The 11,841-nt window shown below is 66.1% G+C and carries 14 protein-coding genes; 9 read left to right on the top strand and 5 right to left on the bottom strand.

From position 1 onward, the window contains the following. The 4 genes from ABW137_RS32720 to ABW137_RS32705 all read left to right on the top strand — a co-directional run. A partial coding sequence (locus ABW137_RS32720; RefSeq protein WP_526406580.1) for an HpcH/HpaI aldolase family protein occupies window positions 1-822 on the top strand: 822 nt, incomplete at its 5' end. A gap of 12 nt (window positions 823-834) precedes the next feature. Beyond that, window positions 835-1,890 carry an ABC transporter permease gene (locus ABW137_RS32715; protein ID WP_526406579.1) on the top strand — a complete coding sequence of 352 codons (1,056 nt, stop codon included), beginning with the start codon at window positions 835-837 and terminating at the stop codon, window positions 1,888-1,890. 28 nt (window positions 1,891-1,918) lie between these two features. Beyond that, window positions 1,919-3,160 (top strand): CaiB/BaiF CoA transferase family protein, encoded by a 1,242-nt coding sequence (locus tag ABW137_RS32710; protein WP_526406577.1) that lies wholly within the window; start codon window positions 1,919-1,921, stop codon window positions 3,158-3,160. Beyond that, window positions 3,160-4,392: a CaiB/BaiF CoA transferase family protein gene (locus ABW137_RS32705; protein ID WP_526406575.1), complete on the top strand. Its 1,233-nt coding sequence runs from the start codon at window positions 3,160-3,162 to the stop codon at window positions 4,390-4,392. Before ABW137_RS32710 ends, ABW137_RS32705 begins: the two co-directional genes overlap by 1 nt. A gap of 13 nt (window positions 4,393-4,405) precedes the next feature. Here the strand turns inward: ABW137_RS32705 and ABW137_RS32700 are convergent, their stop codons facing one another. Both ABW137_RS32700 and ABW137_RS32695 read right to left on the bottom strand, forming a co-directional pair. After that, window positions 4,406-4,744, bottom strand: coding sequence for a DUF732 domain-containing protein (locus tag ABW137_RS32700; RefSeq protein WP_526406573.1), 339 nt, complete (start codon window positions 4,742-4,744; stop codon window positions 4,406-4,408). A gap of 112 nt (window positions 4,745-4,856) precedes the next feature. Then, window positions 4,857-5,867, bottom strand: coding sequence for a magnesium transporter CorA family protein (locus ABW137_RS32695; protein WP_526406571.1), 1,011 nt, complete (start codon window positions 5,865-5,867; stop codon window positions 4,857-4,859). 235 nt (window positions 5,868-6,102) lie between these two features. On the opposite strand from ABW137_RS32695, the gene ABW137_RS32690 reads away from it, so the two are divergent. Further along, window positions 6,103-6,411: a hypothetical protein gene (locus tag ABW137_RS32690; protein ID WP_526406570.1), complete on the top strand. Its 309-nt coding sequence runs from the start codon at window positions 6,103-6,105 to the stop codon at window positions 6,409-6,411. Between the two features lie 45 nt (window positions 6,412-6,456). On the opposite strand, the gene ABW137_RS32685 is transcribed toward ABW137_RS32690, so the two are convergent. Together ABW137_RS32685 and ABW137_RS32680 are read right to left on the bottom strand one after the other, a co-directional pair. Further along, on the bottom strand, window positions 6,457-6,798 hold the full coding sequence (locus ABW137_RS32685; RefSeq protein WP_526406568.1) for a DUF732 domain-containing protein: 342 nt from the start codon (window positions 6,796-6,798) through the stop codon (window positions 6,457-6,459). Between the two features lie 182 nt (window positions 6,799-6,980). Then, the gene (locus ABW137_RS32680; protein WP_526406566.1) at window positions 6,981-7,859 is read right to left on the bottom strand and encodes an RNA polymerase sigma factor SigF; all 879 of its coding nucleotides are present in this window, start codon (window positions 7,857-7,859) and stop codon (window positions 6,981-6,983) included. A 475-nt stretch (window positions 7,860-8,334) separates the two neighbouring features. Here ABW137_RS32680 and ABW137_RS32675 point away from each other — a divergent pair, with 475 nt between their 5' ends. From ABW137_RS32675 to ABW137_RS32665, 3 genes are read left to right on the top strand one after another with little or no spacing between them, the layout of a single operon-like run. Beyond that, complete coding sequence (locus ABW137_RS32675; RefSeq protein WP_526406564.1) at window positions 8,335-9,198, top strand: ABC transporter permease; 864 nt, start codon at window positions 8,335-8,337, stop codon at window positions 9,196-9,198. Beyond that, window positions 9,195-10,232 (top strand): taurine ABC transporter substrate-binding protein, encoded by a 1,038-nt coding sequence (locus tag ABW137_RS32670; RefSeq protein ID WP_526406562.1) that lies wholly within the window; start codon window positions 9,195-9,197, stop codon window positions 10,230-10,232. The genes ABW137_RS32675 and ABW137_RS32670 overlap by 4 nt, the downstream gene beginning before the upstream one ends. Beyond that, complete coding sequence (locus ABW137_RS32665; RefSeq protein ID WP_526406560.1) at window positions 10,216-11,031, top strand: ABC transporter ATP-binding protein; 816 nt, start codon at window positions 10,216-10,218, stop codon at window positions 11,029-11,031. Before ABW137_RS32670 ends, ABW137_RS32665 begins: the two co-directional genes overlap by 17 nt. Window positions 11,032-11,102: 71 nt before the next feature. Here the strand turns inward: ABW137_RS32665 and ABW137_RS32660 are convergent, their stop codons facing one another. Then, window positions 11,103-11,213: a hypothetical protein gene (locus ABW137_RS32660; RefSeq protein ID WP_293240094.1), complete on the bottom strand. Its 111-nt coding sequence runs from the start codon at window positions 11,211-11,213 to the stop codon at window positions 11,103-11,105. A gap of 146 nt (window positions 11,214-11,359) precedes the next feature. Between ABW137_RS32660 and ABW137_RS32655 the strand changes: the two genes are divergently transcribed. Beyond that, a partial coding sequence (locus tag ABW137_RS32655; RefSeq protein WP_526406558.1) for a TetR/AcrR family transcriptional regulator occupies window positions 11,360-11,841 on the top strand: 482 nt, incomplete at its 3' end.

Raw genomic sequence — 11,841 nt, 5'->3', positions numbered from 1 at the left:
CCCACCCGGCACACCGATCAGAAGGAAGTCCACATGAGCTTCGAGAACCCGTTGACGTCGGCTTGGCGGCGCGGCGAGCCCACCCTTGGCGCGTGGTGCACCCTGCCCGATCCCTTCGCGGCGGAGATCTTCGGCCGCCAGGGATATCACTACGTCTGCATCGACCAGCAGCACGGCATGATCGACGACTCGACGGCCTTCCCGATGATCCAGGCCGTCTCGGCATCTGGCTCGGCGCCCATGGTGCGGCCGCGCTGGAACGAACCCGCCGCGATCATGTCGGCACTTGACGCCGGTGCCCTCGGCGTCATCATCCCCATGATCGAGACCAGCGAGGACGCGCTGGCGGCCGTGAGCGCCTGTCGGTACCCGCCCAAGGGTCTTCGGTCCTACGGTCCCATCCGGGCCCGTGACGTGATGGGTTCAACCGATCCCGATGTACTCGGCGACGTCGCGTGCGTCATCATGATCGAAACCGCCCGCGCCCTCGACGATCTCGACGCCATCGTGTCGACTCCCGGGGTCGACGGCGTCTACATCGGACCGAGCGACCTGGCCCTCGCGCTTGGCGAGAAGCCAGGGTCGACGGCACCGATCGTCGACGACACGGTGCAGCGCATCGTCGACGCGTGCCGACGGCACGGCGTCGCCGTCGGAATGCACACCCCTGCGGGGTCAGTCGCGCGCGGTTACATCGAGCGTGGCTTCGACTTCGCCACGGTGTTCTCCGACGCAGGACTGATCGCCGCGGCGGCGCGCGATCAACTCGCCGCCGCCCGCAGTGCACCGCAACCGGTGGCCGTCCAGACCGGGTCCTACTGAGGAAGCCCGACGATGTTGGCGCGATACGTGATCAAGCGGACCATCCACGCGGTCCTGGTGCTGCTGGCGGTGCTCATCGTGGTCTGGATTCTGGTCAATCAGATCGGAGATCCGGCACGGCTCATCCTGCCGCCTTCGGCCAGCCATCAGCTGTACCTTGACACCAGGGCTTCGATGGGTCTCGACGATCCGCTGGCCGAACAGTTCTGGCGATCGTTCTCGGGTTGGTTGCAAGCCGATTTTGGAAACTCGTTGTGGCAGAAGGTTCCTGCCTTGCCGCTGGTGCTCGAACGGGTACCAGCGACGCTGCTGCTGACCTTGGCCACGTTCATCGTGGCGCTGCCGATCTCGTTGGCACTCGGGGTGCTGTCCGCGCTGCGGCCAGAGGGGTTGCTGGATCGGATACTCACGACGGTCTCACTCGCCGGAGTCTCGATCGCCGACTTCTGGCTGGGCCTGATGCTGATCCTGGTCTTCGGTGTCCAACTCCACCTGCTACCGACGTCCGGCTACGGAGGCCTGGAGTTCGTCATCCTGCCCGCAATCACGTTGGCGTTCCGCCCGATTGGCAGGCTCGCTCAGGTTGCCCGGTCTGCGCTGGTGGAGGAGATGCAGAAGCCCTACATCGTCACGCTGCGCGCCCAGGGCATGTCAGAGGGGCGCATCGTGCGTCGTCACGCGCTGAAGAACAGTTTGATCCCCATCATCACCGTCGGAGGTGACGAGTTGGCGAGCTTCCTCAACGGCGCCGTGGTGATCGAGACGATCTTCGCGTGGCCGGGCATCGGAAGCCTGTTCATCCAGGCGATCGAAAGACGAGATCTGCCCTTGGTTCTCGCGTGTGTCTTCGTGATCGCAACGCTCGTCATCGTGATGAATCTGATCATCGATCTGGCATACGCATGGATCGATCCGAGGGCGTCACTGGTCGTCGACTCGCGCCGCCGCAGGCGTGGCCGCGGTCCCATCACTCCGTCGACGATGGCGGGTCCCGTCACCAGTGACGGCCAGAGCATCGCGGGAGAAGACGTCGGGCCGACCGCACCCTCGATGACGCCTGCGAGATAGAGCTACGACCCGAAGACAGAGGAGACGAATGAGTGACGGGATTGCGCCAGGTCCGTTGCACGGCATCCGCGTGCTGGACTTCACCGAGCGCATGCAGGGCCCGTACGGCACCCAGATCCTCGCCGACCTGGGTGCCGAGGTCATCAAGGTCGAGCGGCGGGTCTCCCTGACGGTCGACGGAAGGCCCGACGAGCGGTACGGGCCGAATGGTCGGTACGGACTGGATCCGGCCGACACGTCGTTCTATGCGGCTGGCTTTCTCGCAGCCAACCGCAACAAGAAGAGCGTCACGATCGACCTGAAGAATCCCGAGGGCAAGGGCGTGGTCGAGCGCCTAGTGGGAACATGCGACGTCGTCTATGAGAACTTCCGGCCAGGCGTCATGTCCAGGCTGGGCTTCGGCTACGAGCAGTGCGCCGAGATCAACCCGGCGGTCGTCTATGCGTCGGCGTACGGCTACGGATCGGACGGGCCGTATGAGCGACGTCCCGGCCAGGACGTGCTCGTTCAGGCGATCGGCGGTTTCGGCGCCATGAACGTGGCTGCCGACGGTCGGCCAACACCCGTCGGCATGTCGATCACCGATCTGCTCGGCGGGATGAACGGGGCCATCGCGGTGCTCGCGGCGCTCCGCCACCGCGACAGGAGCGGAGAAGGGCAGCGGGTCCAGGTCAACTTGCTGGCGAGTGCGATCGCCGCCCAGTCCGAGCAGGCGGTGCACTTCCTCAACACCGATGTCGGCGAGCCCGACCGCGGGACGATCATGCACGCGCATCCCTATATCCCGGCGCCGTACGGTTTCTACGCCACCAAGGACGGATACCTCGCGTTGTCGAGCGGCAGGCAACTTCCCGAGCTGTCACGAATTCTGGAGTTGCCGGCTCTGACCACCGATCCCCGGTTCGCGACCCCGCAGGCCCGCAACGAGCACCGCGCAGAGTTCGAGGCGCTACTCGAAGAGGCGTTGGCGCACCGGACCACTGCCGAGTGGATGGAGCTGATGGAGCCGGAGGGGCTCTTCGCCGCGCCGGTGAAGTCGTTCGGCGAGGCCTTCACCGACGAACAGGTCACCCAGCAGGACATGATCGTCACGATCGACTCACCGGTGGGTGAGCTGAAACTGCCTGCGCCGCCGTACAAGTTGTCACGCAGTCCGGCGACCGTACGCACCGCACCGCCTCGCCACGGCGAGCACACCGACGAGGTTCTGGAGGCCGTGGGCTACAGCAGAGCCGACATCGCCAGGCTCCGCGACTGCGAGGCGATCTGATGGCTGATGCGCAGGGCCCGTTGGCAGGCATTCGCGTATTGGACTTCACCGAGCGGATGCAGGGACCGTACGCCACTCAGATGCTGGCCGACATGGGCGCCGACGTCGTGAAGGTCGAGCGGCGGGTGGCGATGACGGTGGACGGTCGCAGCGACGATCGGTATGGCGAGAACGTGCGCTACGGCAGTGACCACGACGACTCGACGATCTACGCGGCGGGCTTCCTCGCGAACAACCGCAACAAGCGCAGCATCACCGTCGACCTCAAATCGCCTGCCGGCCTGACGATGATCGAACGCCTCATGCCTTCGTTCGACGTCGTCTACGAGAACTTCCGGCCCGGTGTGATGGAGCGGCTGGGACTGGAATACGAGCGGTGCAAGGATCTCAATCCGGGCATCATCTACGTATCGGCGACGGGCTACGGGTCGGCGGGTCCGCACGCGGCCAAGCCCGGTCAGGACGTCCTCGTCGAAGCGCGCACGGGCTGGGGCCATCTCAACGCGGTCGACGGACGGCCGGTGCCCGTCGCGACCGCGATCGCGGACACCTTCGGCGCGATGAACGGCGCCTTCGGAACCGTCTGCGCGATCGTGCATGCCATCCGCACCGGTGAGGGGCAGCGGGTACGGACGAGCCTGTACGAGAGCGCCATCGCAGGCATGGCGGAGTGGGGTTTCCACTTCGTCAACTCACCGCAGGGTGAGCCACGTCGACCGCACCCCGGCCACGCCAGTCCGTACACGCCACCGCCCTACGGGTTCTATGCCACCAAGGACGGCTACATCGCATTGTCCAGCGGCAAGCAGATGTCCAGTCTGTCCAGAATTCTCGGCATCGACGACCTCAGCGAAGACGACCGATTCGCCACCTACTGGGCCCGTTTCGACAATCGCGACGAATTCGCCGCCGTCATCGAGGATGCGCTGGCCGCCAAGACCACGGCTGAATGGCTGGCAATGATGGAGGCGGACGACCTCTTCGCGGCCCCGGTGAACTCCATGGCGGAGGCCTTCGAGGACCCCGCCGTCAGGGAGACCGAGATGGTCGTCGAGCTCGACACCCCGGCGGGGCCGTTGAAGTTCCTGGGTGTGCCCTACAAACTCGACGCCACGCCGGCGTCGGTGCGGACGCCGCCGCCGCTGCACGGTCAGCACACCGACGACGTGCTGACCGACGCGGGCTTCTCAGCTCAGGAGATCGCCGACCTGCGTGCCCAGGGCGCCATCTGACGCGCGCACGGGGTCAGGCCTGGAGCTGGCCCTTGAGGCTGGGGCAGTAGGCGTAGGTGGCCTCGACGACGAATGCGGCGGCCTGGTCGGTGGTCAGGTCGCTGTTCGACTGGATCTCCCCGACCAGGTCGACGCCCGTCTGGCCCGCGGAGAGGTAGGTGCAGACGGTCCTGGCTTCGCGGATGGCGGCACTCTCGGAGGTGAAGCTGATGCCCTCGCCCGTGATGTTGGTGATGAACTGGTCGTCGATCGAGCCGGCGCTGGCGGTGCCGGTGCCCGCGAAGGCGGCAAGGCCGAAGGCGGTGGACGCGACGGCGGTGGCGGCGATCTTGGCGATGCGAGTGGTGAACATTTCAGTGGCTCCTCGGTGGTGTTCGGTTCGCTTCTTGCGATGTGCGAACAGCATCCGATGACGGTCTTGGCGGATTCTGGGCGAATTCTTGACGCCCGTTCCAAGCGCTGGGCTACAGCCAGTCCCGCCTGCGGAACGTCACGTACAGCAATGCGACCAGGAGCAGGATGACGACGCTGCTCACGACGAAGCCGGCGACCGTGTTGATGCCCGGATAGTTGACGTTCTGGCCGTAGAAACCGGTGATCGCCGTCGGTACCGCGATGATCGCCGCCCAGCCGGTCAGCTTCTTCATCACGGTGTTCAACCGCGCGTCCTGCAGGGACAGATTCGTCTCGAAAACCGTTGTGACCATGTCCCGCAACGACTCCGTCCACTCCGACGCGCGCAGCACGTGGTCGTACAGGTCGGCGTAGAGGGGGTCGAGTTCGGGTGAGGTCTTGTCGTCCAGCCGACGGTGCTGGATGGCGTTGACGACCTCGCGCATCGGCAGTACCACCCGGCGCAGCTCGACCAGATCCTTGCGATAGCGGAACGTGCGGCGCTGCAGGCCGCGCTGGGGACCGTCGTCGTCGAACAACTCGTCCTCGAGCGACTCGATGTCGTCGTCGAGCGCCTGAACGGCCTCGAAGTGGCCGTCGACGACCACGTCGAGGAGGCCGTGCACCAGTGAGCCCACGCCGTACTCCTGGCCACCGAGCTCGTCGAACCGTTGAGAGACCGCCTCCATGCCGAAGTTGGGATCGCCGCCCTCGGTCGGTGGCAGTCGCACCGTGATCAACCCCCGCGGGAGGACGAACGCGGAGATCCGGTGCTTGGCGATCGTCGAGCTGGTCTCGTCGTCCGGGGCGGGGGTCAGCGTCTGGATCGCGTACACCGTGAAGAAGGTGTGTGTGCGGTAGACGGTTGCCTTGGTGCGTTCCCTCGGCGCGGTGGCGTCCTCGACGGCCCACACGTTGAGACTGAGCTCTTCGGCGAGCGCGGCCAGGGCGTCGTGATCGGGGTCGTAGATGTCGGCCCACACCAGGGTGTCGTCGGATTCGAGACAGTCCGAGATGGACGAGAACGTGAAACCGTCCGACGGCTTGCCAGATCGCCATATCCGTCCATGCACTTCGGTCACCCCGCCATCATTCCGCAACTCCCTGTGGCCTCTTCACGGGCGGGCCAAAGGCGGCTTTGGCCTGCGATCTCGATTGCGCACCGATCGCGCATCGAGATCCATCAGGGGGCTGTGCTCTCAGCGCCACCGGCCCACCATTGCCAGGGAGAGTTCCGGATGGTCCGACGGAGGGGGCGTTGCTGCCGTGAGTGTGGTGGTGGAACGTGGACTTGCGCGTTGTCCACGGTGTGTGGCGGTGGCCGACTACGCGTTCGTCGAGTCCGGCCCCAACGTGATGCGCTACGAAGTGCGCTGCCGTCGGTGTGGCGAGGACTACTGCGAAGTTCACACGCCGATGGCACCCGACTTCACGACTGCGGTCGCGGCCTTGGAGTTCGTGCCGCCCGAAAACCCAAGGGACACCGTGCCGTTCGCGCGACGAACCGTGGCGTGGCTGGCGCACGCGCGGGACCGGGTGGTGGCCACGGGCTCATCGGCACGGCTGCCACGTGACTGGCTGGACCGCGTGCGGCGCCGTCCGCGCGTCGACTCCGGCGCCGAATGACGAACGCCCCGCACGCGGTACGTGCGGGGCGAGCGGCTGCGTCGGTCAGGCCGTGATGCGGTCGGTGTAACCGGGGCAGTACGCGTAGGTCGCCTCGACGACGAACACGGCAGCCTGGTGGCTGGTCAGATCGGTCTCGTCGAGGATGTCCTGGCCGACGTCGACTCCCGTGGCACCGTTGGCGAGGTAGCCGCACACCTGCTTGCCTGCAGTGATCGCCCCGCTGGCCGAGTCGAAGGTGATGCCCTCGGCGGAGATGTTGGTCAGGAATTCGTCGTCGAACGAACTGGCCGACGCGGTGGCGGTGCCCGCGAGTGCGGCGAGTCCGAAGGCTCCCGCGGCGACGGTGCTGGCGGCGATCTTGGCGATGCGGTTGCTGGTGAACATTTTGGTGGCCTCCCGGGTGCTGTGTGTCGCGTCTTGGCGATGTGTGAACAGCATCGGGTGGAGGTCTTGGCGGATCCTCAAAGGATTCTTGGCGCCCCGAAGGAGCCCGCCGCGCTGCCAGAGCCACCGGAGAAAGAATGAGGCCCCTCCCGGCGCGGGAGGGGCCTCATCGGGGGACAGGCTCAGATTTGGTCGCGCAACTCCCGCAGCGTGCGCTCGAGGATCCGCGAGACGTGCATCTGCGAGACGCCGATCTTCTCGGCGATCTGGCTCTGCGTCATCGATGCGAAGAACCGCAGGTAGAGCACGGTGCGTTCGCGCTCGGGCAGCGCGGCCAGCAGGGGCCGCACCGTCTCCTGGTCGGTGATGCGCTCGAATTCGGGGTCGACGTCGCCGACGGTGTCGGACACCATGCGCGGCGCCGAATCACCGGTCGAGACCGGAGCGTCGATCGAGTGCACGCGGTAGGCCTCTGCGGCCAGCATGCTGTCGACGATGTCCTCGCGGCTGAGTTCGAGGACGTCGGCCAGTTGACCAGCGGTGGGTGCTCGACCCAGTGTCTGAGTCAATTCCATTGTGGCCCTTGTGATATGGCCGTGACGATCCTTGAGCCGCCGCGGCACGTGCATCGACCAGCCGTGATCGCGGAAGTGCCTGCGCACCTCGCCCATCATGGTCGGTACGGCGAACGCGACGAAGTGCGAACCCTTCGACGGGTCGAAGCGGTTGACCGCCTTCACCAGGCCAAGGCGTGCCACCTGGGTCAGGTCCTCGATGTCCTCGCCCCGGCCGCCGTAGTGGCGCGCGATTCGGTCGGCCAGCACCAGGCACCGCTCGAAGATGAGCTCCCTCTGGCGAGCGACCTCGGCGGGCTCCCCGATCCGGTCCTGCAGCGCCGTGAACATGTCCATGACGTCGGCGTACTCGTCGATCCGCACGACCTCGGGCGCCGCCGGTTGTTGAACCTCGACCGCCGATGCTTGAACCTCGACCGCAGGTGCTTGAACCTCGACCGCCGGTGCTTGAACCTCGATCGTCGGCCGTTCCATCTGGAGGGTCACGAGGCGCTCACCTCGCTGGCGCGACTCGAGTCGACATTCGTTGTGCAGCAATGGTTTTCCACTATGGACTCCTTACAGGCGTCCAAGGGCACGGCGCGGCGGCGAGAATTGACTCTCGACGGCGGCGCTATGCTCACTCCGTCGGTGACGGAGCCGGCAATCTGCCGTAGCCACGCAGAACAATATGGGCGCTACCTCCCGCAGGAGTCTCAACGAATTCGGCGCTACCCAAGGAATCGCGGGGCTTCGTGCCCGCTTTGCACTAAACGGGGTGTCCCGATGGGGACGATGTCAGACTACGCCCCTATTGAACGGATTGTGCAATAGCGACTTAAATTCGCAGTGAGCGCAGCTCTTCATCAGCGAATCCGAAGCCGGTAAAAACGTCGGGTGACCGCGACAAGGCCTGCTGCTCCCTGCTGTCGCTGAACGCGCTCTTCAGTCCAGCCCCAGGTCGTAGAAAGTCGCAGGACAAGTGTCTGTCTTCGTAGATATCGTGCCCGACGCGTCGCAGGTCGACTCGCCGGCTGAACGCGCACCCAAGAACAGGTGGCGGGGCAGGCTCACCCGCGCCGCCCTGCCACTGCTGTCAGTGGTCGTCTTCGGCGGTCTCTGGCAGCTCGCCGCCGCCAGTGGCGTCTGGAACCAGACGTTCGTGCCCTACCCGAGCACGGTGTGGAGGGCGTTCATCGACGTCTCCACCACCCACGACGGCACCCGCGGCTACGCCGGGTACCTGCTGTGGGAGCACCTCTACATGACGTTGCGCCGGGTGCTGGTCGGCGTGGTCATCGGCGTGGCGCTCGGCGTTCTGCTTGGTCTCGTGATGGGCTCGATCGGCTGGGTGCGCAGCGTGCTGGAACCGTGGTTGACGTTCCTGCGAGCACTTCCACCGCTGGCGTACTTCTTCCTGCTGGTCATCTGGCTCGGCATCGACGAGGCGCCCAAGATCACCCTCCTCGCCCTGGCCGCGCTGCCCCCCGCGGCGGTCGCCACCACGGCGGCCGTCGTCGCGGCGCCCGTCGGACTGACCGAGGCGGCCCGTGCGCTTGGCGCCACCCGGCTGCAGGTGATCCGCGACGTCGTGGTGCCCTCGGCCTTGCCGGAGACCTTCACCGGCATCCGGTTGGCGGTCGGGATGGCGTACTCGTCGGTGGTCGCCGCCGAGTTGTTCAACGGCATTCCCGGCATCGGTGGCCTCGTCAAGGACGCAAGCAACTACAACAACACCCCCGTGGTTCTCGTCGGAATCTTCGCCATCGGATTCTCCGGCCTGATCATCGACGGTCTACTTCGCACCGCCGAGCGGCGTGCGGTCCCCTGGAGAGGAAAGATATGAAACTGAGGACGCTGATCACGGCCCTGTTGGCCGCCGCACTCGCGGTGCTCGGATTGGCAGGCTGCTCGGTCGACCACTCCGGGCAGGATGCCGCCAAGCCGACGATTCGCATTGGCTACCAAACCTTTCCGAGTGGCGATCTGATCGTCAAGAACAACAAGTGGCTCGAAGAGGCGCTGCCCGACTACAACATCAAGTGGATCAAGTTCGACTCCGGCGCCGACATCAACACCGCGTTCATCGCCAAGGAACTCGACTTCGGCGCTCTCGGCTCGAGCCCCGTCGCCCGTGGGCTCTCGGCACCACTGAACATTCCCTACAAGGTCGCATTCGTGCTCGACGTCGCGGGTGACAACGAGGCGCTGGTGGCCCGCAACGACAGCGGTGTCAACACCATCGCCGACCTGAAGGGGAAGCGCGTCGGGACACCGTTCGCGTCGACCGCGCACTACAGCCTGCTCGCCGCGCTTTCGCAGAACAACCTGTCCGCCACCGACGTTCAGCTCGTCGACCTGCAGCCGCAGGCGATCCTTGCGGCCTGGGAGCGCGGTGACATCGATGCCGCCTACACCTGGCTGCCGACGCTGGACGACCTGCGCAAGACCGGCAAGGACTTGATCACCAGCCGTCAGTTGGCGAAGGACGGCAAGCCCACGCTGGATCTCGGAGCCGTCGCCGATGACTTCGCGGCAGCCCACCCCGAGGTCGTCGACACCTGGCGTCAGCAGGAGGCCCGCGCGCTCACCGTCCTCAAGGACGATCCCGACGCCGCGGCCAAGGCGATTGCCTCCGAGATTGGCCTGACACCGGAAGCCGTTGCGGGACAGCTCAAGCAGGGCGTGTACCTCACTCCCGAGGAGCTGACTTCCCCGGAGTGGCTCGGCACCGACGGAGCTCCTGGCAAGATCGCCGCGAACCTGGAGAGCGCATCGCAGTTCCTCGCCGAGCAGAAGCAGATTCCGGCTGCCGCTCCGCTGAAGACCTTCCAGGACGCCATCTACACCAAGGGACTTCCCAATGTCCTCAAACAGTGAGGTAAGCGGGCCCGTCTCCCCAGCTGCCGTCAGCGGTGGAGCGCGTACCGGTGGGGTCCGCATCGAGAACCTCGCACACCGCTACGGGGACGTCACAGCCCTCGGCCCAGTCGATCTCGACATCGAGCCGGGTACGTTCCTGGTCCTGGTCGGCGCGTCGGGTTGCGGCAAGAGCACGCTGCTCAGGCTCATCGCGGGCTTCGAGGAGCCCAGCTCGGGGAAGGTCGACGTCTCGGGGAGCGCTCCGACCCCCGGCGTCACCGCAGGCGTCGTCTTCCAGCAGCCGCGGCTGTTCCCGTGGCGGACGGTGGGCGGCAACGTCGACCTGGCGCTCAAGTACGCCAAGGTGCCGCGGGAGCGGCGCGCCGAGCGGCGCGACCAGTTGCTCCACCGGGTCGGGTTGGAAGGCACGGCCAATCGCAAGATCTGGGAGATCAGTGGCGGGCAGCAGCAACGAGTGGCGATCGCGCGAGCGCTGGCTGCCGAGACACCGCTGTTTCTGCTCGACGAGCCCTTCGCCGCGCTGGATGCGCTGACCAGGGAGCGGCTGCAGGAGGACGTCCGTCAGGTGAGCGCGGAGACGGGTCGCACCACGGTGTTCGTCACCCACAGCGCCGACGAGGCGGCCTTCCTCGGCTCCCGCATCATCGTGCTCACTCGCAGGCCGGGCCAGGTGGCGCTGGACCTGCCCGTAGATCTGCCCCGTACGGGGGTCGACCCGGACGAGTTGAGGCAGTCGCCCGAGTACACGAGGCTGCGCGCCGAGGTGGGCCAGGCGGTGAAGGCGGCCGCGGCCTGAGCCGGTACGACCGTCGGGTACGCAGCAAAATGCGGGCGAGGATTACTCCTCGCCCGCATTTTCTGACTCTGTTAGACCGGGGGATACGCCGGGGGCGGGTACACGCCGCGAAGACCCCACGGAACGAAGTTGAAGAAGTACTCGATCTCGTCGCTGGCGTCGTAGTCCGGATTCGGATCCATCTTTACCTCCAAGCGGGACGATTACTTGCTCGGAGTCTAGCCGTCGGGGCACGGCGGCGAACAGGGGAACCGATCGATTGGCCTAAACTGGCCAACCAGTTGATTGGTCCCCGGGAACCCGCCCGGCATACATATAGTGAGTCGCCATGTCCACGGAGTCAGACCCTCTTCGCGCAAGCGGCTCATCGGAGTCGAATTCTCTTCGCGCAAGCGGCTCATCGGCATCCCCGAACGGCCTGACCCGTCGCGAGGAGCTGCTCGCCGTCGCCACCAAGCTCTTCGCGGCCCGTGGTTATCACGGCACCCGCATGGACGACGTCGCCGACGCGGTCGGCCTGAACAAGGCGACGGTGTACCACTACTACGCCAGCAAGTCGCTGATCCTCTACGACATCTACCAGAGTGCCGCCGACTTCACCGTCGGCGCGCTGCACGACGACCCGACCGCCTCGGCACGCGAGACGATCTATCACTTCACCCGCCGTCTGCTCGTCGGCATCGCCAGCGACATCGAGCGCGCGGCCGTGTACTTCCAGGAGGGCCCCTACATCACCGAGTGGTTCACCGAAGAGCAGGTGGCCTACATCCGCAGGTCCGAGACCCAGGTGTACGAGCACGTCCGCGACGT

It is taken from the genome of Mycobacterium sp. (assembly GCF_040509115.1).
Lineage (GTDB): Bacteria > Actinomycetota > Actinomycetes > Mycobacteriales > Mycobacteriaceae > Mycobacterium.
This window is presented reverse-complemented; position numbering and strand designations above follow the sequence as displayed.

What these genes read in the sequence shown, in the direction of transcription:
- ABW137_RS32715 (WP_526406579.1), top strand. Translation starts at nt 835, where the DNA reads ATGTTGGCGCGATACGTGATCAAGCGGACCATCCACGCGGTCCTGGTG.
- ABW137_RS32710 (WP_526406577.1), top strand. Translation starts at nt 1,919, where the DNA reads ATGAGTGACGGGATTGCGCCAGGTCCGTTGCACGGCATCCGCGTGCTG.
- ABW137_RS32705 (WP_526406575.1), top strand. Translation starts at nt 3,160, where the DNA reads ATGGCTGATGCGCAGGGCCCGTTGGCAGGCATTCGCGTATTGGACTTC.
- ABW137_RS32700 (WP_526406573.1), bottom strand. Translation starts at nt 4,744, where the DNA reads ATGTTCACCACTCGCATCGCCAAGATCGCCGCCACCGCCGTCGCGTCC.
- ABW137_RS32685 (WP_526406568.1), bottom strand. Translation starts at nt 6,798, where the DNA reads ATGTTCACCAGCAACCGCATCGCCAAGATCGCCGCCAGCACCGTCGCC.
- ABW137_RS32670 (WP_526406562.1), top strand. Translation starts at nt 9,195, where the DNA reads ATGAAACTGAGGACGCTGATCACGGCCCTGTTGGCCGCCGCACTCGCG.
- ABW137_RS32665 (WP_526406560.1), top strand. Translation starts at nt 10,216, where the DNA reads ATGTCCTCAAACAGTGAGGTAAGCGGGCCCGTCTCCCCAGCTGCCGTC.
- ABW137_RS32660 (WP_293240094.1), bottom strand. Translation starts at nt 11,213, where the DNA reads ATGGATCCGAATCCGGACTACGACGCCAGCGACGAGATCGAGTACTTC.